This window comes from Wolbachia endosymbiont (group B) of Erebia ligea (assembly GCF_947179575.1).
Taxonomy (GTDB): Bacteria; Pseudomonadota; Alphaproteobacteria; order Rickettsiales; family Anaplasmataceae; genus Wolbachia; species Wolbachia pipientis_C.
On sequence record NZ_CAMXBW010000004.1, the window covers coordinates 207,872 to 234,607 of the forward strand.

Genomic DNA, 26,736 nt, shown 5'->3' on the forward strand with positions numbered 1-26,736 from the left:
TGACGGCAGTGCCCAGAGGTGTAATTCAGTAGCACCTTGTCGTTCCAGTAGCTCTTTCGGTATTATCCAAGTAGCCTATTCGGTGTCATCCCAGTGCTTGACACTGGGATCCAGGAATTTTATTAAATTTACGAGTATAAAAGTAGCTGCTTTATGTTAAATACAACGTTTTGATGATTATGAAAAACCAGTGTCAAGCACTGGAATGACATCTTCCTACAGATAATGTTCGTACAGTTGTGCGTCAGCTATTTGAATGACATCAAATAGACGTGCTTGAATTTAACCCAACTTTTAAATTTTTCGCTGTTAGTACTAATGATTCATCAAAGAAGCTATTAATATCACTAATACTAACTATGCTTTTTGTACTGATGGATTTATCAATTCTTTTAACTAAATTGGATAGAACTTTATTAGGCCCAATTTCAACGAATTTATTAGTGCCACGGCTTGTCATATGTAAAATCATTTCTCTCCACCTCACTCTGCTTATGACTTGCTTAGCGAGCAAAGCTCTTATGATCTCTGGATCACTTTCTTCCTTAGCTGTAACGTTTGATACAAAAGGAATCGAAGGGCGAGTTATGTTGATGCTTTTTAAAAATTCCAGAAGTTTTTCATCAGCAGGTTTCATAAAAGATGAATGAAAAGGCCCACTAACTTGTAATTTTATCATTTTCTTGACACTTGAGTTTTTGAATAAATCAGGTAAGACCTCAAGAGCCTCTGCAGTACCACTCACCACTACCTGTCCACCACCATTATCGTTTGCAATTTCACAATCAATTTGAGCTGATTTTAATATACCTTCTACTTCACTTATTTCTGCTCCAAGTAGAGCAAACATTCCACCTTTGTATTTTAGTGAAGCTTCATGCATTGCTTCGCTACGAACTTTTAGCAACTTGACTGCAGACTCAAGCGTCAATGCTCCTGCAGCACATAGCGCTGTATACTCGCCAACTGAATGCCCACAAACATACTGAACGCTGTAAAGAGATTCACCAAATACGTGCTTCATAACACGTAGCGTTGCAATTGACACTGCCATTATAGCTGGCTGAGCGTTTTCCGTGATGGTTAATTTCTCAATAGGGCCATTGAAAATCAAATGAGACAGCTTTCTACCCAATATGTCATCTACTTCATCAAATACGTTCCTTGCAACTGAAAATTCATCATATAAGCTCTTTCCCATTCCTACAAATTGGGAGCCCTGACCAGGAAAAGCAAAAATCATAAAAAATTTTTCATTCTTCATTGAGAATACTACTTTATTTATTTTTTGTCAATATTTCACAATAATGATTGACCAAATGAACCAGATTCACTAAAATCTTAGCTGGTAAGAAATTTGTAAGAACAATGGCAGAAATCGATTATCACAAAGTTACTATAGTTATGACAGATGGTCAAGAGTTTGAAACTTATTCCACTTATGGAAAAGAAGGTCAAAGAATAAAGCTTGATAGAGATCCTCTTACTCATCCTGCATGGACTGGAAGTTTGACAAGCGGTTCAGGGGAGAAGGATAGTAAAATAGCTAAGTTTAATGATAAATACGGGAGTCTTTTTTAGTTCCCTCCCTCTTTAATTTAACATGTATAAATATAAAAATGTAGGCTATATTGCTTCTTTGCTACCCAAGTCTCAGGAAGTATCTAAACTACTACAGAAACTCAATTTTATCAATATAACAGAAGAAAGTAAGTCTGAAGTTGATTTGCTGATAGTTGTTGGTGGTGATGGTTTTATGCTACGCACCCTGCACGACTACGTCATAGGAAATAAAGATACACATGTGTATGGAATAAATACCGGTAATGTCGGGTTTTTAATGAATAAATGCTTTGAAGATCTAATTGATCATATAGAACATGCAGTTCCTACTCAGCTAACTTTACTAAAAATGGAAGCCACAGACATAAGTGGCAAAAAACACCGTTACATCGCAGTAAATGAAGTGTATGTCTTTAGAAATGCAAATCAAATAGTGGAGATGAATATTACCATTAATGATAAGCTAAAAGTAGAAAAATTCAGAGGAGATGGAATTATATTGTCTACTCCCACAGGCAGCACTGCATATAACTTCTCTGCCGGTGGGCCAATATTACCACTTAATTCAAATTTATTTGCACTTACTTCCATAAATAGTTACTACCCAAGGCGTTGGAATGGAGCTCTAATCTCAAATGATACAATAGTGCAAATTGATATCAACGACGTGGAAAATCGTCCAGCACTTGTAGTATCAGATTACAAGGAATTTCCTGATATATCGCAGATAAAAATGCAGAAAGATCACGAAAACACAGTCACTCTGCTTTTTGATAAAGATTGCTCATTAGACGAGAGGATTTTTGATAAGCAATTTTTATACTAAATTCTTCATATTTATCTTTAAATTAGTATTTACCATATCTTAGTAAATACAGAGTAATTAATGTAACATTGTAATTAATTTTGGAGCAAATATGCCTGGGAATGAACAAAACGTCACACTGCTTTCTCATACAGCAGTGAATGAAAATGGTGCAGCAACTTCACCAATACCAACTCCCAGAACAAGTACTCCAAAACAAAATGGCAAAAATACATTACCACCTGAAAAAGTAGAGAAAATTATCTCAAATATACCTGCAAGCAATAGCGCACTATTAATATTTGATTTTAATCAAACAATTGTCGAGAGTCCCATTTGCAATCAATTTGCATCCAAAAATTATAGTGATTATGGTTCTGGCAAAGAAAATGCAGTAACTGACGAAAAAATAAAAGAATTTTTACAAAACTCAGGAATTAAAAATAAAGAAAAGTTAAAGTCTGTATTACAATCTGCACTTTCAAGCGGAGTAGAAGTTGCCGTTGTATCAACTATATACCCCAAAGCAGTAGAGTATGTAGTAAAAAATCATTTAGGCTTAGCAGAAGATCAGGCACAAAGTATCAAAATATTTGAAGGAGTAACTAAGCGTCAAACCTCACGAATTGCAGATCCAGCAAAAACAACTGAGCCTCAAGATCCACAAATTGGAAAACATCTATGTGTTTTATATCTTTTAAAAGCATATAAGAAAGATAAAGGTATGTTACCACAAAAAGCAATGTTAGTTGATGGTAATATGTGGAACACTAATCCTGTTGATGACTTTTGTAGAAACATAAAGGAATTACTAGAAAAAGATATGAATAGTCTCTTAGAAAATATAGATCAAGAAATAGCAGAAGTTGATATCAGTGAAGCAGAATTAGAAAATATCACATTTAAAGGGATTAACGTATCTGGTGAACAAACAACAGACAAAGCAGCGGATGGTGATTATTTAGATGAAGTAGGAGTTTGGATGACAGATGATTCAACTGATGTTATCATGTCAACAACACCATCTTTAGAAAGATCGTCTAGTAGCGGATCAGCTGACAGTAAACCAGAAAAACCTGCTTATGCAGTTATAGATAAAAGTAAAAAAACTCCTGATAATCAAACAGATAGTCAACATCCAACTCTAAGCAGATCAGTTTCACAAGAAACGGAATTTAATGAACCTTGTAATAGGAATGAAAGTGAAAAAAAACCTTTTGAAAATCTCAGTCAGCATAGCGATACACCTTCAACTTCTCCGCCATCATACACGAGCAGAAGTAGTTCTCAAGAGTCTTTGCCTACAGATAGGGAGTTTAAACTGCAAAAAAACAGATTCTGGCCCAAAGCGCAGTATGCTATGGAGCAGAAAGGCGTTGTAATTTTTGGTGCGGCCACTATCGTGCTTGGCACATCTACAGCTTTAGCGTATTTACAAGATAAAGCAAAATTTATTACGTTCTTTACAAACAGTCCGCTCTATACCGTCGTACCGATCATTGCAGTTGCTTCATTGCTCGCAATTAGCCCAATGCTGCTTGGAATAAAACAGTTTGTAAATACCAAAGAATATCAAACTCAAGTAAAAAATGCAGATGAAGTTTTAGATAATGTTTTGATGAACCAGCCAGAAGGTAAAGTTATAAAGTCTGTAAGGCTGGAATATAGCAATGGCACTCATTCAAATTTTGTACTCAATGCTTGGGAATCTAAAAAAGGCTTCGTCAATATTGATGAGAAAGTAATCAGTAAAACTAATAAAATAGAGTCTGTAATTAATAATAGGCCACTATTTACTGCATTATTAACTGGTGTAGTTGCTGCAAATATAGCGCTCCCTTTATTGCTGTATATGGAAGGTGGTGTTAATAATATACAAAAATTTTACCAGAATCCTTTGACCAATCACATAAAATTATTACCACTTACAGGCTTAGGTATAGTTGCATTATTAGCTGTGTATCTTGGCGTGCATTACTATAGAAAAACAAATTGCACTAATCTTGTATATTCTGAAGAAACGATTGATCCTAAAAATGTTAATGGGAAATTCATTGAGGAAATAAAACGAGAAAGAACAAACGTTCTTGGAGAAAATCATAGCAAAGACGCTAAACGCAGCAGTTTAACGCTTGAGCAGGTTGTAGTTCAATCTCACAATTATAAGGATGCTATCTATAGTATAGGTGGATGAAATAAATCTCCTACAATGTCCATTGATTGGAATTTTTATACTTGCTCAGGCCTCGCTATTTGAGTACCTTAAGCTAAAGGGGTTTGTTTATGAAAAAAGGTTTAATATTTATATCTTTAGTAGCGGCTGTATTGATAGTCGTTAATTTTTTATATAAAAATAGCGGAATTGATGATTCACAAGTAGTAAACGTTTATTCATCACGTAAAGAAGAATTAGTACATAGTTTATTTGATGATTTTACAAAAACCACTGGCATCAAGGTACGTTATATCATTGACGATTATTCTCAATTGCTTTCACGCATGGAAAATGGTGGTGAAGCTGATTTGTTTTTAACTGCAGATGCGGTGAATTTGATTTTAGCCAAAAAAAGAGGGCTCTTATCTCGAGTGGATTCAGAGACTCTAAAAAATGCCATACCTGCAAAATTTAGAGATAATGAAGATTATTGGTTTGGTCTCACAAAAAGAGCTAGAATATTGGTTTATAATAAAGAATCAGTAGATCCTAAGGAATTAAGTACCTATGAAGATTTAGCGGATGAAAAATGGAAAGGGAAAATATTAGTACGCTCTTCCACAAGTCCATATAACCGATCATTGATCGCTTTTATGATTGCAAAAAATGGTTTTGAAAAAACAAAAGAATGGGTTAGTGGAATTGTAAGCAACATGGCAAGAAAACCAAGCAGTGGTGACACAGATCAAATTTATGCTGTAGCCGCTGGTGAAGGCAATGTTGCAATAGTAAACAGCTACTACTTTGCAAGAATCCTTTCATCAGAAAATAAAAAGAATATCACAGAAAAGTTAGGAGCTTTCTTCCCGAGTGATGGTGTAATGGTGAATCTTAGTGGTGCAGCAGTAACAAAAAACGCAAAACACAGAGAAAATGCTATAGCTTTATTGGAGTTTTTTGTAAGCAGGCAGGCTCAAGAATTATATGCTAAAAAAAATCAAGAATATCCCATTGTTGAAGGTATTGAAACTTCTGATACATTAAAATCTTGGGGAAATTATCCACAAAGTGATCTACCTATAAGTGAGCTTGAGAAGCACCTTTTTGAGGCTGTGATGATAGCAGATGAATGTAAGTGGAAATAAAATTTTATAGCTTCCTTCTACTTTACTTTACAGTTGTGTAATTGAAATTAAGAAAGTAGAATAAGCTCAAAAAAGGAGCTATGGACAAGAGAAGGAATTTATTAAATATCTCAGACCTCACAATCGGTGATGTAGAAAATATAACTAAATTAGCCAACCAATACCTTGAAGAAAAAGTTGAAAATAGTCATGTTCTGAAAAATAAAATAGTCATAAACCTATTCTTTGAAGATTCAACACGTACGCTCGCATCTTTTGAAATAGCAGCAAAAAGCCTTGGAGCAAATGTTATAACTTTACCAATAAAATCTTCTTCTATTAACAAAGGGGAAGATCTAAAAGATATGATAAAAACACTAAATGCAATGAATCCTGACTATATGATAATCAGGCATAAAAGTAGTGGTATTATTAATACATTGGCAAAGCATGTCAACTGCTCGCTAATCAACGCAGGCGATGGAAGCAGTGAACATCCAACTCAAGCTCTTGCAGATTATCTTGTAATTATCAATCATAAAAAGCAAATAAAAAACCTCAAAATTGTTATATGTGGAGATATTTTGCACAGTAGAGTTGCAAGATCAAATATAAGATTGCTAAAAATGTTTGGAGCAAAAATAAGCTTAGTTGCACCACCAGCTTTGATGTGTAAGCATTTTTCTGAAGTAGATTCACTTCATTATTCATTAATCGAAGGTATAAAGGATGCTGATGTAATTATGCTCTTGAGGTTGCAGAAAGAGCGTATGAATAATAATTCTTCAGAAAAAGAATATTTTCATTTGTATGGACTTGATGCACAAAAACTATCGCATGCAAAACCCGATGCAATTGTTATGCACCCAGGACCAATAAATAGAGGTATCGAAACTAGCAATGATATAGCAGATTGTGTTATTTTACAGCAAGTAAAGTTTGGATTAGCAACGCGTAAGGCAGTACTGCACTATTTAATTAATGTTTAACTTTAATTAATTTTAAGGAATTTTAGACATAATGATCCTCCTATAAAAAACGATTTAGAAAAATATAACACACCTCATGACAGAAATTAGTATCCGTTCAGAGGTGTGGTTTAAGAAACAACAGCTAGCAGGTTTTGAAAAGGGTTTAATTCCTTTTGTTTCCAAGTCAGATACAACGAAATTATCCGCTCAAGAAATCTATTCCCTCGCTCTGACTGTGCAAAATATGAATTCTTACGATAGACAACATAATGCCGTATCTGTCGCTCAACATGGTTATTCGTTAATGGAATATTCTCTGGGTCATCCAAAAATGTCCACATCATTGACTCGGATTTTATAATACCCTTTACCGTTCGTGAAGCTCCTTTTGCTTCAAGTATATAAGATATTTTTATCATGCAGTACTGTATGTATCTTCGTAATTCTTTAGCTTGCTTAGTGAACTTTGAAATACTAATTTCATTTTCTGACAAAGCGTTTTTTAATACAAACAATCCATTAGCTGCGTCTTTTAAACAATGGCCAAGTCTCATTACTTCACTATTCCAACTATGAGATAACCTCTCGAAATTTCTCAATAAGTGAGCCCAACAAATTTGTCGTTTTTCATCACTGAAGTGGTTGTAAACTGCATATCTGTCAGTAATTACCAGGTTTTTGTAATCACAAAATGCACTATTCTTTAAAAATTTCATTCCTCTTGTATCTGCTAACTTCATAAGACTTGCTTTATTGTTGGCAAACATCCAGCACCATCCCAATTTGCCTTTGTTGTAGTGACTGGTTTCATCAATATGCAAAATTTCGCTTGCTTTTATTTCTTCCTCTATTTGTTCATAGGCTTCTTTACATTTTGACGAAACCCTTGCTTCACTATTGGACACACTACCAACACTTATACTCATGTTAAAGATGTCTTTCATAATATTCGCTATTTCTCGCTTTGAATTCTTATAAAACCCACTTAGTGATGCAACTACTGACTTAACTCTAGGACCAAAGGTATCCGGTGTAACTCCTTCTGGTAATTTGCTACTCCTTCTTTTTCCGCATTTACGACAGCGACCATGTTCTAATTGATACTCAACTACGTAAGGCTTAATTTCTGGTAAATCAACTTTTTGATAGACATATGGTTTTTCCGATATTGCGATTTCTTCACCACACTCGCATCTATTTGGTAACTCTACCTTCACCACCTCATCTGCTTCCATTTTAGCTCGGCAATTCCCCTTATGTCCAACTTGACCACCTATCTTCCTGCCGCCCTCTGACTTATCTTCTGGTGTGTCTTTTTTTATTTTGTACAGCTCTTTTGAACTTGGTAAAGATGAATTCCTTGAGTTTAAGCCGAGTCTCTCTCTTAGTTCAGCATTCTCTATTTCTAAGATTTTATTTTTTTCTTCAATCTTTGCTACTTTCTGCTCTAAGTTTTTACATAACTCTACAATACTGATCAACAATTGAAGCATCTAGCCTTACTTTACTATCAACATTTTGTGTTATTACTACTTTAATATATTATGTCAATTGTTTTTTATCCTTGCCACACCTCTGAACGGATACAGAAATTAAGTATGCACTGAAGTAGACTGTGCTATATTTTTTTATTGAGAGATTAATTGAAAAGTCTGCAGACTTGAATAAGGTGAATTTCGAGCTCTAAAATACCCTCATTTTCACTAATAATAATTAAACTACCAAATGTGTCAAGTATTTTTTTGCATTTAATTTACAACTACGAACGTTTATTTGCAAAAAATACTATAAACATAAAATGATAGATGTCATAAAAGTAGCCAGCACTGGCATCCAGTTAAATTTGCGAGCATAAAAGTTATGCTAAAATATAACGTTTCTAATGATGATGGAAAATGGATCCCAGTATCAAGTACTGGGATGACAAGAGAAATGGAATAACATTATGAAGGTGTCATTCCAGCGCGTGACGCTGGAATCCAGAAAAAAAACAGTGTCAGCTACTCCAATGACAATTTAAGGTAAAACCTAAATAAATGGGAAAAACTTTGATATTCAGTCTTTGCAAAATTCTACTCGTATAGAAAAGGTAATACAAATGTTTTTTATAAATAAAACCCTAAGGCATTTTTTACTGTAGATTAATCATTTGATTATAGTATCATTTTAATTAATCATAATATTTATGAAGAATACTTTATATTTCATACTATTAGTTGCTATATTTTTATCATCTAACCTGTTTGCTATAGAGCAACCTGAAGAAAATATAAATCAAGAAGACGTATCGAAAAGCAACACTGATGCTGAAAAAACTTCTCCGCTTCTGGGCGAACTCAAAGAAAGCACAGACCCAACAAATGTAATCAATGAAGAAGTACCTTCAAGTAATCAAACAAACCTACAGTCTGAAGAGGAGACTAATATAAAAGATACCGAATTTTCAATAAGTCCTTTATTGGAAGAAAAAAAAGAAGAACCTGAAGAGAAGAAAATCAGTCACAATAATCAAACAAACCTACAGCCTGAAGAGGAGATTAGCAAAAAAGACACCGAACTACTTTCAACAAGCCAATTTACAGAGAAAAAGAAAGAAGAACAGCCTGACAATATAACACCTGTGAACAAAGAAAATGAAGAAAGCGAAAAATGGACAAAGCTAAACAAAGAAATAAAAAAAGAATGGAACCATAAAAGCAAGTCTATATATAAAAGACAATATGATAGCCTAAACGAGCACCTTCCTAAAACTATATTTACTGATGATTACAGTAAGCAATTTTTTTACTGCATCAAGAAGGGCAACTTAATTTGTCTAAGAGGAGTAATAAATAAGCTAGAAAAAATTGGATTAACAATTCAAGAAATACTAAGATTTAGAAATAAATTGGGTGATACTCCTCTAATTTATGCAGTGAAACAAGGTCAAATAGACACAGTTCGCTTTCTCTTATTACAAGGTGCTGATCCTAGAGTAGTTGATAATAATTTTAAGTCCCCTATTGACATAGCAATTGAGAAAAAGCAGATCGATATAATAAATGCAATTGCTGAAATGATGCCATACCTTTTAGAGGATAAAGAAATAAACAATGAAGAAGACTCAGAGATGTATAATTTTGCTATAAAAACAAAAGAAAGTACCTGCGATGCAAAAGATAATTAGACTTTTGATATTAATTTTAGTTGGTCATTTATGCTATGGAGATGATGCAATCAATGATTTTTTAAGTGCTCTGCACGATGTAAAATACGTATCTTACAATACAAAAGATTTTGCTAAATTTTTAGTACAGTGCAACAAAGCAGGCATACCACAAGATTTTAAGAAAGGTTTTGGTCCTAATTTAAATGGTGCTAATTTTAGTCAATTGTATTTAAGCAAATCTATTTTTGATGGAGTAAGTTTAATTGGTGCCGATTTTTCTAACACCGATTTATCAGATGTGTCTTTTATCGATGTTGATTTGCGTGGTGCTAATTTTTCCAATGCTAATTTACATGGTGTTAAAATACAAGGCACAAATTTAAGTTTTTCAAAATTTGCTTCTACAAATCTAACAGATATCATATTTGATCAATCTAATATCAGTTATGCTGATTTTGTCAATTCTAATCTCAACAAAGTAAGTATGCGTAATATAATTGGTTTGCATACCAAATTCTTGAATGTAAAAATGAATTTCTCCAATTTATCAAACTCAAGTGCCAGCTACATCAATTTTAGTGATAGTGAAATAAACGACACTGTTATGCAGAAGAGTAATTTCGACAATGCAAGTTTCTTTGGAGTGGATGCACACAAGCTCAAGATACAATTCTCTTCACTAAAAAACGCTAATATATACGGTGCTAAAATAAAAAAATTGGATTTTACAGGTAGCAATCTTTCGAACGCCTATTTTAATGCTTCTATTATAGTTGATAGTAACTTTGAAAAAGCCAATTTAAGCAATTCACAAATTTCCTATATGAAAGGGGATAATTCAAACTTCATTAAATCTATACTAAATGGTTCCAAGATAAAACATGCATATGTTTTCGAATCAGACCTTCAGGATGCTGATTTATCTAATATTGATTTTAGTTTTAGTGAATTGCATAAAGTTAATACCTATAACGCTAACATTTGTCATGGAAAGTTTCATAATACTAAAGTTGTGAATTCTGACATGAATGGTTCGTTCTTTGACCATTCATTGTTTACCTCTGCAAAAATAGAAGATTCAGATCTTTCCACAACTTCAATGTATAAGACAAAAATTCAAGACTCTCAAATTTATAATAGTACTCTTTCCCACCATAGTATTGACTTCAGTGAGATAGAAAATTCAATATTCTTCAAATTATTAGCTGATAATTCGAGCTGGTCTAACTTAAAAGTCACTAATTCAAATTTTATTGAAAGTGATTTCAAATTCTCCGTGTTTTATGATAATACCTTTAGAAAGACTAGTTTTTTTCTTAGCAATTTGAGTGATTCGACAATAAGTGATATGTCTTTTCTCTCTTCAAGCATATATAAAAGTTCAATTGCTGATATTCATTTAACAGATTGCAAATTTGATAATTCAATTTTGATTGACAATCAGGGACAGAGCAAAATTACAGGTCTAGAGAGTGCTATAACTTCAATTAAAGATCTGCAAGAGAAAATATCGCAGGGTGAAAAATTTGATGTAAATTATTCTTACTTTGAGTTTAAAGACATGAATTTAGAAAATGCTAATTTTTCTAATTCAATATTAAGTAGAGCAAAGTTTGTAAACGTTAATTTGAATAAGGCAAATCTTGAAAAAGCCGATTTACGTTATACTGTCTTTGATAATTCCTCTCTTATTGATGCCAATTTATCAAATTCTAATTTAGAGGGCTCTAGTCTTTTAAACTTTGATTCAAAAAATACAAAGTCTTAAAAAAGCTCTATAATGTACTTGTTAAATAAAGAAAAATGACCGTAAAAAATGAGGGCATACTACTGATTCTATCCTCTCCTTCTGGAGCTGGAAAAACTACTATATCAGAAAAATTACTTGAGCAATCAACCGATTTAGTTATGTCTATTTCTGTAACTACACGCAAACCTCGTCCCGGTGAAGTAAATGGAAAAGACTATTTTTTCGTTACTGAAGAAAAGTTTCATGAACTATGTAAGGCTGGTCAAATGCTTGAATATGCTAAAGTTTTTGAAAATTTTTACGGTATACCAAAAGATTTTATAGAACAAAACCTGAGTAGTGGCATAAGTGTTTTACTGAATATAGATTGGCAAGGAGCATTTCATTTATTTGAAATCTTAAGAGAAAAAGTTGTAAGTGTTTTTATACTACCTCCCTCAATGGAAGAGCTTAGACTGCGTCTACAAAGGCGTAATAGTGATGATGAAATTGAAATAGAGCGAAGATTATCCGAAGCCCAAAAAGAGATAAGTAAAAGTAATAAATATGATTACGTCATAGTTAATGATGATCTTGATAAAAGCGTAGAAGAGATAAAATCAATACTAAATAAAGAAAGGATTAAAAAATTAGAAGAAAAACAAAGCCCAAAAGATCTATAAAAATATTTGTTTATCTCTTTTAGCAGCATTCACGCTTCACAGTTTAGCCACATTTATTATTTTTTAAGATAAAATAGTTAAAATAGTAGACAAGTGCTAAAGTGGGGATTTAATTATGACAACAGATTTTCTAATAGAAACTAGCTTTCCACCTATATTTCGATAACATCTAGCTCAATTTAAAAGTCCAATTCAATAGGCTGTTAGTTGAAGCGCTAACGCCAAATAGCTTTAATATTGAGGTTTTTATATGGTTATAGATTCAAGTGTATTAGTTAGTAATGCAAATAAACTAGACAAATGTATAAACAAAAATGAAAAACCAGAGCAAGATAAAAAAGGCAAGCAATTGTCTAATATTATAGAGAGAAAGGTAAAAAAAGAAAAACATAAGCATGAAAAACCAAGAAGTCGAGATGGAACACTCAAGGAATGTAAAAGGTTATTTAAGGAAGGCGCTAGTCCTGAAGTATTAACTAAATTAGAAGAATCGCTTAGAGAACAGGAAAAATATCACAGATATTATGTCCAATGTTTCCTTCCAGTGCTAGGTGAAGTAATAGAACGATCAAAAAGAATATCAAATGAAACAAAAAACCAAGTAATTTCTGAAATCACTAAAAGTTGTTTGAGTAGATACAATGAACAAGACAGTGGCTACGGTAGCGATTTTGAAGATGAAATGAACGGAATATCAGATTCTGATAGCGATTTTGAAGATAGAATAAATGGAATATCGGATTCTGATAATGACCAGTTACTAAATGCAATCCAAAATGGAAACAACAGGAAATTTAGAAAATACCTAAAAGATTGCACAAATGTCAGTGGCATAACAGATAAAAAAGTAAATAATATTTTACACCTTATTGCATCGCTCAAAAAGAAACAAAAGCTTAAGTTTCTAGATACCTTGATAAAAATAGCTAACGAGAAAAATTTAGTACAACTTGTTGATAGTGAAAATCAAGAAGGAAAGACTCCTTTTCAGGTAGCACTAATTAACAAGATAAAAAAAGGGAAACATGATTCTCACACAATCCAAGATAACGATAACACACTTAAGTTTCTTGTAAAATTGTTAAAGTATAGAGCCAAGCTAAGCTTACCTACAGAGGATTTAGAAAAATTATCTAAAAAGCAAAATGAATACTATCTTAAATTTTTAGAAAAATTGGCTGAGCGAAAACCAGAAATAAAAACAAAAGTTGAAGAAGTTATAGCCCATACCATAAATACTCCAGATAGTAATGATAATTATCAACTACATTTAGCAATTAAAGATAATGATAAAGAACGTTTTGAAGAGTTATTGCAAAAAGGGGCAGATATTAGCCTGAAAGATACAGATGGTAATAATGCTTTACATCTAATAGTTTTAGAATTAAAGCAAAAACGAAAGTTTGAATTTTCAAATATAATATTAAATGTAAGTAAGGAGGAAGAAAAAGAGTATCTTAAAGCACAGTTTAAAAAAGCTATAAATGCTGAAAATACAGCAAAACAAACACCTCTACATCAGTTATTCCAGCATATAAAAGAAAAAAATGAGAATCGATCATGTACAGATAAAAAATTTGAAAAAACAAATAGATATAAAGCCTTAGAGTTATTTCTCCAAAATGGCGCTGATATCACTGCTCAAGATAAAGAGGGTAATAATATTCTGCATCACATTGCTTCGCTAAAAGGAGAACAAAAGGTTGCATGTTTGGAGTTGATTTCCAGTTTAGTAAAAGAAAAAGAAATATCTGAAGATCAGTTGGGTAAGGCCATAAAGGCCATTAACGAAGAAGGACAAACACCGCTACAAGTATCACTAACAAAAAAAGCAGAAAAAGGCAACCACCTTTCGCAAATGAAAACAATTTTTGATCTAGGGAAAAAGTACGACAATACAACAAAGTTTTGTGCAAAGCTGCTAGAAATAGGTGCTGATTCCCGTTCTCTGAAACTAAAAGATCGAGAATTTCATACTGAAAAATATTATTGCACTTTACGTAATTTAGAAAATTACTCAAAAACTCCACAAGAAGGAAAGGTAAAAGCTAAAGAACTAAGGAAAAAACTTGAAAAAAAATATAACGTTAGAACTTTTTCAAAAAAATGTCAGCATATTCTACACAAAACAGGAGATGGCCTCAAAGCTGCATGGAAATGCATTGATCCTGGCAGAAGAGCTAGTGTATTGTTAGCAATCACAGTAGCAACTACTATTATTACAATGGTAACACTTTCTTGCTTTCAAGGACAAATTGCAATGGGAGCAGCGTTACCCATCATAGCTATAACAGGAGTGGTCTGTCTGATATTCACTTTGGGACTTAGCGGCATTAGGAAGTCTGTTAAGGAATTAACCAACGATAAGCAAAGCCGTAAAGATGATCACCTAGCTGCAAAACAACCTGAAAATATTACTGAACAACAAAATTTAGCTAACAACTCAGCAGAGCAAGAAGTACAAAGATCGTCAAATCAATCGGAGCATACAGAAAGCCCAGCTACTCAAATGAGCTATGTATCAATACTACGTCAATTTATAAATAAACCAGATGGGTTAACTAATAAATTCTCTTTTCCGGGGCGATGAAATCAATCTCATCGCTCAGAGTTTTTTCAGCAACTTTTTTATAGTCAATCTCTACACTGACTTGGTTTTTCTTTTCTTTAAGCCATGCCATAGTATGTTTCATCCAGTTTTTATCATCACGTTCAGGGAAATCTTCACGAGCATGAGCACCTCTGCTTTCCTCGCGATTAGATGCGCATTCCATGGTAATAACTGCTTGTGGAATCATATTGGCAAGCTCCAGAGCTTCAACCAAATCACTATTCCATATCATACTACGATCTTCAACTGCAATGTTAGGCATCATTTTTGCTACTTCTTTTATAGCTTTTTTACCTTCCTCTAAAACTTCAGCAACACGGAATACCGATGCATATTTCTGCATAGTGTTCTGCATTTCACTTCGTATTTTTGCTACTTTGAACTCTCCGGAAGCAAATCTCATTTTATTAAATCTATCTACTATCAAGTCTGTGCAGTCTGAATGCAATTTTTTATGTGGTGTATCAGGTTTCAATTTTTCTTTTGCCCTAAGCGCGGCAGCTCTACCAAAAACCACAAGATCAAGAAGCGAGTTGGAACCTAGTCGATTTGCACCATGTACAGAAACACATGCTGCCTCTCCTATTGCAAATAATCCTTCTACCACTTCTTCTTTACCTTTTTGCAACGTGATCACTTCCCCATGATAGTTGGTTGGAATACCTCCCATGTTATAGTGAACAGTTGGAATAACAGGTATCGGATCTTTAGTAACATCAACTCCTGCAAAGGTCTTTGCTGTTTCACTAATACCTGGCAATCTGAGCTTTATTACTTCCGGATCAAGATGAGCTATATTCAAGTACATGTGATCTTTCTTTGGCCCAACTCCCCTTCCCTCTCTAATTTCAATTGTCATTGCTCGACTTACTACATCACGAGAAGCCAAATCTTTTGCCTTTGGCGCATAACGTTCCATAAACTTCTCACCCTGAGAATTAACGAGGTACCCACCTTCACCGCGGCATCCTTCCGTCATCAAGCACCCTGAGCCATATATTCCTGTTGGATGAAATTGCACAAATTCCATATCTTCAAGTGGCAACCCAGCTCTTACCACCATGCCATTACCATCACCTGTGCAGGTGTGTGCACTTGTTGCAGAGAAATAAACACGTCCATAACCACCTGTTGCTATTACCACAGAGTGTGCGCGAAATCTATGCAACGTACCATCACACAGCGACCAAGCTATCACCCCACAGCATGTCCCTTTGTCCATAATCAAATCGATTACAAAATATTCGACAAAAAATTCAGCGTTAAATTTAAGACATTGCTGATATAGAGTATGAAGAATTGCATGCCCAGTTTTATCTGCTGCTGCACAAGTACGCTGAGCCGATTTTCCTTTACCAAAGTGAGTTGTCATTCCACCAAAGGCACGCTGGTATATTTTACCATCTTCCGTACGAGAAAAAGGTACGCCAAAATTTTCAAGTTCGATAACAGCTTTGGCAGCATTTTTACACATATACTCTATTGCATCTTGATCGCCAAGCCAGTCTGAACCTTTTATTGTGTCATACGCATGCCAGCGCCAATCATCTTCAGCAATATTGCTCAAAGCTGCACTAATTCCGCCTTGCGCTGCAACTGTATGACTTCGTGTAGGGAAAATTTTAGAAATGCAGGCAACTGAAAAATTAGTTGCAGCCATTCCAAGTGTTGCTCTAAGTCCCGCTCCTCCTGCACCTACTATTACCACATCATATTCATGTTCTATGATTTCGTATGCTAACTTATCCATATCCACTTATTTTATCATTACAGGCTTATAGTAGCACATAAGTAGGAAAAATCTATACAAGTTTTCTGGATGTAAGCTTCTAAAACAAACCTATAGTAAACGATTCATAACAACCATAGGGTGTTATGAAAGTAGCTGACACTACCATAAAGGAGTAAGTGTAGTTACTTGCATAACATTGATGACTCATGCCTATTTAACTAGATCTAAAATTAGATAGAAAAAGGTAATCTTGATAAAACTCATTTACAACAAGTTCTCTCGCATTTGAATTTTCCGTTTGCACTTTTTTGTATCCTAATTTATGGCTTATTGAATCTTTATATGAACTAACTGCTTTATATATCTTACTTACCTCTCCTGGAAAGATACCACCAACAATTATAACGCATAACCCTGCAACTGTTGCAAAAGCTAGAGTTAAACTTTGCCTCCAGCTAGCTTTTTTTTCTTGTATAACAGCAGGGCACAATTCACTTGACATTTCTTTTAGATACTCATGCCACATGTGATTGCAGTTTGTACATTTCACTTTTCTTCCAGATTCACCTATTTGCCCACGAGATACTAAGTAAGTTTTAGTACAATTATGACATTGTATTTTCATAGTGCTTACGTATAAAATAATATAAATTTGATATCAATATGTATATAATAAATGAAAAATTTGCAACTAAAAAATTACAAGATGAGATAGAAAATATTTGGAAAGATAAAGAAAAACTTAACGACTATAATCTAAAACACGAAGCAAGATTAATAATCAAAGAGGTAATTGAGTTACTTGACAGTGGTAAAATTAGAGTAGCAGAAAAGCTATCAAGTGGAGAATGGATAGTACATAAGTGGATAAAGCAGTCAATATTATTACATTTCCTCACTGAGGAAAGCAAAATAATAGACAACACCAATTGCTGGTTTGACAAAATCGGTAGTAAGTTTAGTGAATGGAATGAAGAAAAATTTTACCATTCAAAAATTAGAGCAGTTCCTGGGTGTTTTGTCCGCCAATCTGCTTACATAGGTAAAAATGTTGTTCTAATGCCAAGCTTTATCAACGTTGGTGCATATATTGATTCTGGTACAATGATAGACACCTGGTCAACAATTGGTAGTTGTGCACAGATAGGAAAAAATTGCCATATTTCCGGGGGAGTGGGAATAGGCGGAGTTCTTGAACCTATTCAAGCTTCTCCGGTCATTATAGAGAATAACTGCTTCATTGGAGCACGAAGTGAGGTAACCGAAGGCGTCATAATAAGGGAAGGATCAGTCCTTAGTATGGGGGTGTTTATTGGAGCATCAACAAAAATTATTGATAGAGAAACGAGTAAACTATCTTACGGTGAAGTGCCACCTTATTCTGTAGTAGTGCCAGGATCCATTCCATCTAAAAATAACATTTCAACCTATTGCGCAATTATAGTAAAAAAAGTAGACGAGAAGACAAGATCAAAAACCTCCATAAATGAAATATTGAGAACCTAACTATTTGCCATTATTTTTTTGTATCCGTTCAGAGGTGTGGTTTAAGAAACAACAGCTAGCAGGTTTTGAAAAGGGTTTAATTCCTTTTGTTTCCAAGTCAGATACAACGAAATTATCCGCTCAAGAAATCTATTCCCTCGCTCTGACTGTGCAAAATATGAATTCTTACGATAGACAACATAATGCCGTATCTGTCGCTCAACATGGTTATTCGTTAATGGAATATTCTCTGGGTCATCCAAAAATGTCCACATCATTGACTCGGATTTTATAATACCCTTTACCGTTCGTGAAGCTCCTTTTGCTTCAAGTATATAAGATATTTTTATCATGCAGTACTGTATGTATCTTCGTAATTCTTTAGCTTGCTTAGTGAACTTTGAAATACTAATTTCATTTTCTGACAAAGCGTTTTTTAATACAAACAATCCATTAGCTGCGTCTTTTAAACAATGGCCAAGTCTCATTACTTCACTATTCCAACTATGAGATAACCTCTCGAAATTTCTCAATAAGTGAGCCCAACAAATTTGTCGTTTTTCATCACTGAAGTGGTTGTAAACTGCATATCTGTCAGTAATTACCAGGTTTTTGTAATCACAAAATGCACTATTCTTTAAAAATTTCATTCCTCTTGTATCTGCTAACTTCATAAGACTTGCTTTATTGTTGGCAAACATCCAGCACCATCCCAATTTGCCTTTGTTGTAGTGACTGGTTTCATCAATATGCAAAATTTCGCTTGCTTTTATTTCTTCCTCTATTTGTTCATAGGCTTCTTTACATTTTGACGAAACCCTTGCTTCACTATTGGACACACTACCAACACTTATACTCATGTTAAAGATGTCTTTCATAATATTCGCTATTTCTCGCTTTGAATTCTTATAAAACCCACTTAGTGATGCAACTACTGACTTAACTCTAGGACCAAAGGTATCCGGTGTAACTCCTTCTGGTAATTTGCTACTCCTTCTTTTTCCGCATTTACGACAGCGACCATGTTCTAATTGATACTCAACTACGTAAGGCTTAATTTCTGGTAAATCAACTTTTTGATAGACATATGGTTTTTCCGATATTGCGATTTCTTCACCACACTCGCATCTATTTGGTAACTCTACCTTCACCACCTCATCTGCTTCCATTTTAGCTCGGCAATTCCCCTTATGTCCAACTTGACCACCTATCTTCCTGCCGCCCTCTGACTTATCTTCTGGTGTGTCTTTTTTTATTTTGTACAGCTCTTTTGAACTTGGTAAAGATGAATTCCTTGAGTTTAAGCCGAGTCTCTCTCTTAGTTCAGCATTCTCTATTTCTAAGATTTTATTTTTTTCTTCAATCTTTGCTACTTTCTGCTCTAAGTTTTTACATAACTCTACAATACTGATCAACAATTGAAGCATCTAGCCTTACTTTACTATCAACATTTTGTGTTATTACTACTTTAATATATTATGTCAATTGTTTTTTATCCTTGCCACACCTCTGAACGGATACCTCAAAACTTGTCTTTGATCTGTGCGAGCTTAATAACAAAAATTCAGTAGAAAGCTTATTGGCGAAAATTATCTGTTCAGCAGAGTGACAAAATAAGATAGACAAAAAGGGTGTAAGAACAAATAGTGTCATGCAACACTGGCTTTTGTACACAAAACGTTGTAAAGCGCTTTTGTCAACCTGGATCCCAGCTCGGATAACAAGAAAAGAAGCACTGGTTTCACATAGATCTGAACAGATATAATTTCTTAAACATTTATAGCTCACATAAAACCCGGTCTGACTGTCATAAAGGCTACTCATTGCAGCAGACAACTTTCGCACTACTTCAAATTCTAATTTTCAACTTAAAGAGGTACGTAATGTCAAATAACTTCAATTTCAAAGAATTTTTTCACCATCACGAAGCAAATAGCACTTTAGATGATATACAAAGGTACTGCATACTGTGGCAATCAGTGATATCACAGGCAATGATTGATGCAGCAAGTAACTGTAAAAAAACAGAAAGCTTGGTAGAGAAACGTAAAGCAATTTCCTGGCTATCAGACTTCAGTCAAGATTTTGTTGAAACATGTATACTGGCTGATTGCGATCCATTATACGTAAAAAACAAAATACAGCCAATTCTAAAAAAGATAAAGCCCTTTTAATGAGGTTTACCCCTCTCACCAAGAAAAATATCATTTAATCTTTTTTCTATAGCTTCATCTATATCTTGGATTAATAGCTGCTTTATCATATTCACTTTCCGTTCTGCCTCTTGAAGATTATTGTTACCGTAACTGTTCTTATTACTATAACCATAACTACTGCCATTTGGTTTATTACTCATTTTTCTTCTTGTGCTGAGTATCTGAACTATCTTCTCCTTGAAAAAAGACTTCCAGCCTGTGCCAGAAAATAATTTGTAGAGAAAATGCGGAGTAAGAAACGCTACTAATATTCTAATAGAAACTCCATAACCCAAATCATCTCTATTTTCATAATACCATTTTAAATATTGATACAAATGGTAAAATGCATTTTTGAAAGAGCTAAACTCTACAGCATACCAAAAGCCACTGGTGAGAAACATGAGCATAATGCTCGATGTATAAAGATACAAAGTGAAAAGAAATAGCTTGACAACTATATCTTTCAAACTGCCGAGTATGTAATTAAATAACCTTAATTTATAAAAAAGTGATATCATTTCACGCACACTTCAATAAAGCTGGGGTGGAAGGATTCGAACCTTCGCGTGGCGGTATCAAAAACCGCTGCCTTACCACTTGGCTACACCCCAATATTGTTTATATCAATAACATTATTAACCCAATTAGTAAAAGATTTATTCGCTTTTCCTATGGGTATTATCACAACGGCTGGTTGATCATAAGAATGCATTGACTCGATTTTTTCTACAATCTTATCAGCCTGATCATTCCTACTTTTCATAATTGCCACTACTTCACAATTACTATTAGTTTTACCTTCCCATAAATACAGAGAGTTTACTTCAGGAAATATATTTACACACACAATTAACTTCTCGTTTAACAATTCTTCAGAAATAGCCTGAGCCTCTTTCAAGTTTGAAAAAGTTATATAGACTAAAACTAAGTTGCTCATTAATCGCTACATAAATGCATTTTTACTATACTCTACTTAGATTTATTCATCAAGAGAAAATAGGAGAGACCTCTTCAGTGCTTGACACATAGAAATTGAAGATGTCATTTAGTAGCTCTCCCCTTGTCATCCCAGTAGTTCTCCTCTTGTCATTCAAGTAGCTATCCAGCCTTTCTTAACAACAAAAACTTAGCATGACTTTTGTGCTCAAAAAACTTCTGGATTCCAGCATCAAGTGCTGGAATGACATGGTGAAATATTATTCAAGTAGCCTCTGTCCCAGTGCCTATTCGGTGTCATTCAAGTCAACTCTTTTCTTGTCATCCCAGTGCCTAGACACTGGGATCCAGAAAACTTCACTTTAAATGAGTGCATTAGATTGTCTTTATATAGATGTCAGTGTCAGCTACTCGGATGAAATTCATTTAGTCTTCTTTTCTCTTTTTCTTATTTTACTACTCTGATGAACGGATACAAAAAAAACTAATGCAACTTGATGTAAGTAGATCTTGCAAGCATTTTAAGATTGCCGGTTCACTAGTTAATATATAAAAAGCTTAGCAAAATTATAAGAATAGTATATAATTGAAAGTATTTTATAGTGAGAATAATGCCTAACGAAATACATCTTATATTCTTTCATGGACTAGGGGATAATTATAAAAATGCAACTACATTCTGTAAAGATATGCAATCTGAGCTCATGCACCACCATGATATACCTAATTTTCACACTCATGCACACAAATATCCGGCTGCATTTCAAAATTATATAACTTATGCCTTAACCAGCTTCGTATGCTTACTAGCATCAATATTGCCACCTACTGTCATACTGCTCACTAATCCAATAACAGCTAGAACAGCTGGATTGGCAGTCTTATCAGCTTCAGCTTGTGTTTTTTTATCTATATTGCTACTCATGATTCCGTTTCTAAATAAGAATCAAAACTTATTCAAGTCTTCAATAGAGAAAATTAATCAACTAATAAATCAAGGTGTAAAACCCGAAAATATTATACTTTTCGGTCATTCTTTTGGAGGAGCAGTTGCATCAGAAGTATCAAGGCATTTTGCGAATAGAGATGTTAAACTTGGAGGAATTGTCTTCACTAGCACTTTTAGTTCTTTTCATACAGCAATAGAGCATTTTCCAATGCCTCAGACGAAAATTTTGAGTATACTGCCCTCATTCCTACTAAAAAGAATACTAAAAGCCTTCGATTTAGACTTTGATATAGTAGATAATTTACAAAAGTCACAAAATGAAAAAACGCTAATAGTAATTATTAATCACGCAAGAGACAAATTAATACCACTTCCTGCACAGTTGGCAAATACAATGAGAGATGATCGATTATTAAATGGTAATCCGATCAAGATTCGTGATGATCTGTGTATATATGGAGATGATCCTCATAACAGTGTTTTGGATAGTGGCACACTGACTGAAGAATTAAGAGAAATGGTACTTAGTAAAGTTACGTCTAGAACGCGTTAACTTTTTTGCTGCTTTTTTTTGGCTAAGGTCACACTTCATTATGCATTAAATTGTATGCATCTATTCAGGGAATTTGCTAATGTGAAAGCCAGTGCTTCCTTTCTTGCGATGTAGCTGTACAGAAATTGAAGATGTCATTTAGTAGCTCTCCCCTGTTATTTAAGTAGCTAACACTGAGATCCATAAATTTAACTGGATGCCAGTTTCTGGGCACTGACCATCATAAAGGAGCCAGTGTCATGCACTGATAGTTGTCTTTTCTCGCTTACCTTATTTTACTACTCTGCTGAATGGACACAATTGCATATAGTATAGTCTTTAGTTTTAGTGAGAATAGTTTTATTCCACTGATCAAGGAGTGCTAAATTGAAATACGTATCACCTTTATAAGTTTTATGCATTTCAGTCATAATAAATTCTGAGATTAGGTTATGCTCTAAAAAAAGGTGTACTATTTGTGCCCCACCAATCACAAAGACTTGAGAACTACTTTGAATTGACAGAAATTCTTGCATGGAAGAGACAACAGTACATTTCGGGCCTCTATTAAAACACTTGTTACGGGAGAAAACAATAGGTGTACGATTCTTTAGTATACTCTGAGGCACAGTTTCAAATGTCTTTCTTCCCATCACAATAACTTGCTTGTCGGTTACTTGACAAAAATGTTTAAACTCACTTGGATAACGCCAGGGCAAATCATTATTTATTCCAATTACCCCATTAGGGTCAACAGCCATAATTCCAATAATCTTCATCCCTTTAAGACAGCTTGGGCTACAAAAAATCTCATGTGGTCACGTACATTATGTACTCTAAGGAAATCAACCTTATTTTGCAGTATAGCAGATGTAGCAATTGTTTCTAAATCTCTATTAGAGGGAGATTCTATGGAAAAAGAGGAAATAAATGACTTTCTGGAATGACCAACTAAAACCTTGCAGCCAAAATTTTGTAAAGTTTCTATACTGTGTAAAATCTGAATATTCTGATACATAGATTTGCCAAAACCAATACCAGGATCAATAATTATTGAATTTTCATCAAAACCAAGGTCAAGTAACCTATTAATGCTCTCCTCTGCCCAATTATTTATGATATCAATTGGGTCAATATCATGTGGAATAATATTGTCCTTATGTGGTGGTATCGAAAGTGAATGCATAATAACGACATTACACCCACTGCTAGCAACTTCTTTTAAGGTATTACTACTCAGATCTCCCTTCTGATCATTTACCCAGGCAATATTGTAGTGCTTCAAAACGTTTAAAATAACGTCTGGCCAAAAACTATCAATGCTGACTTCAATATCACCATTTTTCATATAGTCGCTAAGATTATCAAGTACTGGTTTTAGACGTTCATACTCTTCCTCTGGCATCTTTATTGAAGCTCCAGGCCTTGTTGATTGAGCTCCAAGATCAACTATGCTTGCACCATCTGATACCAGCTGCAATGCCTGCTTGGTTGCTCGATTCGCATCATAATAAAGACCACCATCTGAAAATGAATCAGGGGTAATATTGACGATACCCATAAGCTTTGGTGAAAGCGTAAAACTCTTTGAAAAACAGTCTTGAACATTGAAAGCAAAGGTTTTGTTAACCATTGCCATCAAGTGGAGCAAAAATGGTCTATTTACTAATTCTGGGTGAGGAATTTTAAGGTCAGGTATATCAAGCGTTAGATCATCCCATAACAAAATATCTAAATCAATAACACGAGGTGCCCATTTTTTGTAGACTTGTGGACGACCAATATCACATTCGATTTGTTTTAAGCCTTTTAGTAGCTCCTCAGGAGAAGAAGAACAACTTCCATAGACAATCATGTTGAGAAATGGCTTGTTCCAATCAGGTGGAGCACCATTTGGTAAAATAGCCTTAGTTTCTAGAATGATTGAAGACTTTAAGTCTTTTAAATAGCGCTTCTTTAGTAACTCAGTAGCCTTTTGTAAATGGGAAAGGCGATTCCCTATATTTGAACCAATAGAAATATAGATCATTCTTGCAATTCATTACAGTAAGTAAAAAAAACGCCCCCATGCACACCAGGAACTGGTGGTGCAGTTTTATGAGTAGTCACCTTGACAGAAGAAATAATATGCTTCTTTCGCAGCAAAAGGTTATTAATGGCTCTGTATATCTCATGAGTTAAATGTTCGATTAAATTAAATTGCTTGCCCTGAACAAGAGATTGAATATTCTGCACTACCTCCAAATAGCAGATAGTATCTTTAAGTTGATCAGTTGTAAGTCCTAAAGGAGGAGATTTAAAAGTGACATCAACATCAATACTCACCAATTGGGGAGAAGACTTCTCTTCTGCGCTACATCCTAAATGAACCCAAAGCCGCAGATCAGATATAAGAAGATTACATGCTACCACTGAATTTAGTATCTACTTATAATTAATGGCAAACGTTAACATTCAGCATGCCGTCAAGAAAACCCCATAAGAGTTTTGCTCCTTTTTTAGCGCCTTGTATGACTTTCTCTTGCTCTTCTTCGCTTAAATCTGCAATAAGGTTTGCACATTCCTCAGAATGCCACTCATCAGCTTCCATATGAACGGTAAAAAATTTGAGAGAACGCTCATCATTTATTGAATAGTGTTTTTTCAGACCTTCAATTTTAGACTTAGAAACCTCTGGAGTTTGACGTTCATAAGCGTACAGAGCTCCAAGACCTGCTGCAAAATCTGATTTTACAATGTCAAAATAACCATCAACTAATTCTCGTGTCTCCTTAATTTGTGCATTTTCACAAAGTTCTGAACGTGCTACTCCCAGTCCTTCAGCAAAACGCTGCCATAATTCTAGGTGATTCTCGTCGCCTTGTTCTTCCTCTATTAAATTACCAAGTAAAACTTGCCGCATTTTCAAATTCGGACACAAGGAATGTATACCGCTGATATAACGAGGAAAAGCAGCAACATGGTGATAATATTCCTTAGCATAGGTTTGCAGAGCCTGCAGGCTTAAGCTACCTTCATTCCATGACTCGTAAAACGGGTGTTTTAATAAGTGTAAACTATCTAATTGATTATTAAGTGATTGAACAAATGTCATAAATAAACACTAAATTGTTTTAGGCTACGTTTAGGTTTATCAAATGTCAAGAGACATTTCTCATTACTACCTTAATTCCAATAAATACAAAGATAGATGCGTTATTGGTTAATTTTTTAGTAAAAATTGATTTTTTCTAAAATTTCATGTATTATTAAATCAATATAGTGAAAAACGCAAAATGAAAGTAACAGAAGAAAATACAATAAAAATTAGGGAAGAGTTCGTAGAAGTTCAAAATGGAATGCGAATTCAAAAGATAGTGATGTCAAACTCGAAGAGCAGTGCAGATAGCAGAAAGAAAAAGCATATAGTTTACTTTCCAGGGCTTACATATACTTTTGAAAAAGAGCCAGATGAAGACAAAAGTGAATGGAATTGGGCAGCTGAAGCAGGTATGGATGTTCACCTTATTAATTTTCCTGGTTCTGGAAAAAGCAAAGGTCATTCTTTAAACGGTCAAAATCGAGTAAATGCAGGAATTGCAGTCATTTCAGATCTTCTAAAGCAAGGCATTTACCCAGATAATATAGTATTATATGGAAGCTGCGCTGGAGGACCAATAGCTGCAGAGGTTTATAAAAAGTTTAAAAAAGATGACAATGTTCATTTAAGATGCGTTATCAATAAATCCTTTAGCTCATTCAAAAAACTTGTAGTGAAATTACTACACATATCAAAACCTAAATGGCTATTTCCTCCTATAATAAAATTCATACTCAAATGCTTTGGTTGGCACTTTAAGCCACACACAATAGTAAACGACATTACTCCATACACAATTTGTTTTAACTTAGAGAACGATGGCTTTATTAGTAAGCAGGCAAATATAGGTACTAAAATTGCTGACATAGAAAAAAGTCATAGGAAAAAAAACTACCAAAAAAAAGAAACTTTTGAAGGTTTTGAGCAATATAAAGAGTTTTTTATGGAGCATGCCAACTTAGCTAAAATAAAAAACCTTGAACCTGAAGTTGGAATAATGAAAAAATGCTGGAATAAGTTTCTATCGTTACTATAG

Annotated in this window: 24 protein-coding genes, 1 tRNA gene and 1 pseudogene; 13 read left to right on the forward strand and 13 right to left on the reverse strand. The window is 34.2% G+C overall.

The window, feature by feature from the left end; all coding sequences use genetic code 11:
* Nucleotides 1-262 precede the first annotated feature (262 nt).
* Nucleotides 263-1,243, reverse strand: coding sequence for an ACP S-malonyltransferase (gene fabD / locus OM962_RS07285; RefSeq protein WP_264331336.1), 981 nt, complete (start codon nucleotides 1,241-1,243; stop codon nucleotides 263-265).
* A gap of 125 nt (nucleotides 1,244-1,368) precedes the next feature.
* On the opposite strand from fabD, the gene rpmE reads away from it, so the two are divergent.
* The 5 genes from rpmE (at nucleotide 1,369) to OM962_RS07310 (ending at nucleotide 6,636) form a co-directional block, all read left to right on the forward strand.
* Nucleotides 1,369-1,581, forward strand: coding sequence for a 50S ribosomal protein L31 (gene rpmE / locus OM962_RS07290; protein WP_006013575.1), 213 nt, complete (start codon nucleotides 1,369-1,371; stop codon nucleotides 1,579-1,581).
* A gap of 22 nt (nucleotides 1,582-1,603) precedes the next feature.
* Complete coding sequence (locus OM962_RS07295; protein WP_264331300.1) at nucleotides 1,604-2,389, forward strand: NAD kinase; 786 nt, start codon at nucleotides 1,604-1,606, stop codon at nucleotides 2,387-2,389.
* 91 nt (nucleotides 2,390-2,480) lie between these two features.
* Nucleotides 2,481-4,562, forward strand: a complete 2,082-nt coding sequence (locus OM962_RS07300; protein ID WP_264331301.1) for a hypothetical protein — start codon at nucleotides 2,481-2,483, stop codon at nucleotides 4,560-4,562.
* Nucleotides 4,563-4,651: 89 nt separating this feature from the next.
* Entirely contained in the window at nucleotides 4,652-5,668 is a 1,017-nt protein-coding gene (locus OM962_RS07305) for an extracellular solute-binding protein (RefSeq protein ID WP_264331302.1), read from the forward strand.
* An 80-nt stretch (nucleotides 5,669-5,748) separates the two neighbouring features.
* On the forward strand, nucleotides 5,749-6,636 hold the full coding sequence (locus OM962_RS07310; protein ID WP_264331303.1) for an aspartate carbamoyltransferase catalytic subunit: 888 nt from the start codon (nucleotides 5,749-5,751) through the stop codon (nucleotides 6,634-6,636).
* Between the two features lie 110 nt (nucleotides 6,637-6,746).
* Here the strand turns inward: OM962_RS07310 and tnpC (OM962_RS07315) are convergent, their stop codons facing one another.
* Complete coding sequence (tnpC, locus tag OM962_RS07315) at nucleotides 6,747-8,099, reverse strand: IS66 family transposase (RefSeq protein WP_264330459.1); 1,353 nt, start codon at nucleotides 8,097-8,099, stop codon at nucleotides 6,747-6,749.
* A gap of 704 nt (nucleotides 8,100-8,803) precedes the next feature.
* Here tnpC (OM962_RS07315) and OM962_RS07320 point away from each other — a divergent pair.
* The 4 genes from OM962_RS07320 to OM962_RS07335 all read left to right on the forward strand — a co-directional run bounded on the left by OM962_RS07320 (nucleotide 8,804) and on the right by OM962_RS07335 (nucleotide 14,768).
* Nucleotides 8,804-9,784, forward strand: coding sequence for an ankyrin repeat domain-containing protein (locus tag OM962_RS07320; protein ID WP_264331304.1), 981 nt, complete (start codon nucleotides 8,804-8,806; stop codon nucleotides 9,782-9,784).
* Nucleotides 9,768-11,534, forward strand: coding sequence for a pentapeptide repeat-containing protein (locus OM962_RS07325; RefSeq protein ID WP_264331305.1), 1,767 nt, complete (start codon nucleotides 9,768-9,770; stop codon nucleotides 11,532-11,534). The genes OM962_RS07320 and OM962_RS07325 overlap by 17 nt, the downstream gene beginning before the upstream one ends.
* 35 nt (nucleotides 11,535-11,569) lie before the next feature.
* A complete protein-coding gene (gene gmk, locus OM962_RS07330; protein WP_264331306.1) occupies nucleotides 11,570-12,178 on the forward strand; it encodes a guanylate kinase in 609 nt (202 codons plus the stop codon).
* Between the two features lie 250 nt (nucleotides 12,179-12,428).
* Nucleotides 12,429-14,768: an ankyrin repeat domain-containing protein gene (locus tag OM962_RS07335; RefSeq protein ID WP_264331307.1), complete on the forward strand. Its 2,340-nt coding sequence runs from the start codon at nucleotides 12,429-12,431 to the stop codon at nucleotides 14,766-14,768.
* Here OM962_RS07335 and sdhA read toward each other — a convergent pair.
* The 3 genes and pseudogenes from sdhA to OM962_RS07350 form a co-directional block, all read right to left on the reverse strand.
* Nucleotides 14,740-16,539, reverse strand: coding sequence for a succinate dehydrogenase flavoprotein subunit (gene sdhA / locus OM962_RS07340; protein WP_264331308.1), 1,800 nt, complete (start codon nucleotides 16,537-16,539; stop codon nucleotides 14,740-14,742). The two genes, OM962_RS07335 and sdhA, sit on opposite strands and share 29 nt — an antisense overlap.
* Before the next feature lie 196 nt (nucleotides 16,540-16,735).
* A complete protein-coding gene (locus tag OM962_RS07345) occupies nucleotides 16,736-17,023 on the reverse strand; it encodes a hypothetical protein (RefSeq protein ID WP_261368589.1) in 288 nt (95 codons plus the stop codon).
* A gap of 27 nt (nucleotides 17,024-17,050) precedes the next feature.
* Nucleotides 17,051-17,146, reverse strand: a pseudogene (locus OM962_RS07350) (zinc-ribbon domain-containing protein); the annotation flags it as partial.
* 38 nt (nucleotides 17,147-17,184) lie between these two features.
* Here OM962_RS07350 and dapD point away from each other — a divergent pair.
* Complete coding sequence (gene dapD / locus OM962_RS07355) at nucleotides 17,185-18,027, forward strand: 2,3,4,5-tetrahydropyridine-2,6-dicarboxylate N-succinyltransferase (RefSeq protein WP_264331309.1); 843 nt, start codon at nucleotides 17,185-17,187, stop codon at nucleotides 18,025-18,027.
* Between the two features lie 41 nt (nucleotides 18,028-18,068).
* On the opposite strand, the gene tnpC (OM962_RS07360) is transcribed toward dapD, so the two are convergent.
* Complete coding sequence (tnpC, locus tag OM962_RS07360) at nucleotides 18,069-19,421, reverse strand: IS66 family transposase (RefSeq protein WP_264330459.1); 1,353 nt, start codon at nucleotides 19,419-19,421, stop codon at nucleotides 18,069-18,071.
* A gap of 468 nt (nucleotides 19,422-19,889) precedes the next feature.
* Here tnpC (OM962_RS07360) and OM962_RS07365 point away from each other — a divergent pair, with 468 nt between their 5' ends.
* Complete coding sequence (locus OM962_RS07365) at nucleotides 19,890-20,180, forward strand: hypothetical protein (RefSeq protein ID WP_007301973.1); 291 nt, start codon at nucleotides 19,890-19,892, stop codon at nucleotides 20,178-20,180.
* Here the strand turns inward: OM962_RS07365 and OM962_RS07370 are convergent.
* The 3 genes from OM962_RS07370 to cutA form a co-directional block, all read right to left on the reverse strand.
* Complete coding sequence (locus OM962_RS07370) at nucleotides 20,177-20,722, reverse strand: hypothetical protein (protein WP_015587954.1); 546 nt, start codon at nucleotides 20,720-20,722, stop codon at nucleotides 20,177-20,179. The two genes, OM962_RS07365 and OM962_RS07370, sit on opposite strands and share 4 nt — an antisense overlap.
* Before the next feature lie 21 nt (nucleotides 20,723-20,743).
* Nucleotides 20,744-20,815, reverse strand: a tRNA-Gln gene (locus tag OM962_RS07375).
* Nucleotides 20,806-21,141 carry a divalent-cation tolerance protein CutA gene (gene cutA / locus OM962_RS07380; protein ID WP_006015205.1) on the reverse strand — a complete coding sequence of 112 codons (336 nt, stop codon included), beginning with the start codon at nucleotides 21,139-21,141 and terminating at the stop codon, nucleotides 20,806-20,808. Before cutA ends, OM962_RS07375 begins: the two co-directional genes overlap by 10 nt.
* A 610-nt stretch (nucleotides 21,142-21,751) precedes the next feature.
* On the opposite strand from cutA, the gene OM962_RS07385 reads away from it, so the two are divergent.
* Nucleotides 21,752-22,642 (forward strand): alpha/beta hydrolase, encoded by an 891-nt coding sequence (locus OM962_RS07385; RefSeq protein ID WP_264331310.1) that lies wholly within the window; start codon nucleotides 21,752-21,754, stop codon nucleotides 22,640-22,642.
* Nucleotides 22,643-22,920: 278 nt separating this feature from the next.
* Here the strand turns inward: OM962_RS07385 and OM962_RS07390 are convergent, their stop codons facing one another.
* The 4 genes from OM962_RS07390 to OM962_RS07405 are packed head-to-tail and all read right to left on the reverse strand — an operon-like array spanning nucleotide 22,921 to nucleotide 25,715.
* Nucleotides 22,921-23,400 (reverse strand): dihydrofolate reductase, encoded by a 480-nt coding sequence (locus tag OM962_RS07390; RefSeq protein WP_264331311.1) that lies wholly within the window; start codon nucleotides 23,398-23,400, stop codon nucleotides 22,921-22,923.
* Nucleotides 23,397-24,650 (reverse strand): dihydropteroate synthase, encoded by a 1,254-nt coding sequence (gene folP, locus OM962_RS07395; protein ID WP_264331312.1) that lies wholly within the window; start codon nucleotides 24,648-24,650, stop codon nucleotides 23,397-23,399. Before folP ends, OM962_RS07390 begins: the two co-directional genes overlap by 4 nt.
* Nucleotides 24,647-25,033 (reverse strand): dihydroneopterin aldolase, encoded by a 387-nt coding sequence (locus OM962_RS07400; protein ID WP_264331313.1) that lies wholly within the window; start codon nucleotides 25,031-25,033, stop codon nucleotides 24,647-24,649. The genes folP and OM962_RS07400 overlap by 4 nt, the downstream gene beginning before the upstream one ends.
* Before the next feature lie 22 nt (nucleotides 25,034-25,055).
* Nucleotides 25,056-25,715 (reverse strand): CADD family putative folate metabolism protein, encoded by a 660-nt coding sequence (locus OM962_RS07405; protein ID WP_264331314.1) that lies wholly within the window; start codon nucleotides 25,713-25,715, stop codon nucleotides 25,056-25,058.
* Between the two features lie 181 nt (nucleotides 25,716-25,896).
* Here OM962_RS07405 and OM962_RS07410 point away from each other — a divergent pair, with 181 nt between their 5' ends.
* The gene (locus tag OM962_RS07410) at nucleotides 25,897-26,736 is read left to right on the forward strand and encodes an alpha/beta hydrolase family protein (protein ID WP_264331315.1); all 840 of its coding nucleotides are present in this window, start codon (nucleotides 25,897-25,899) and stop codon (nucleotides 26,734-26,736) included.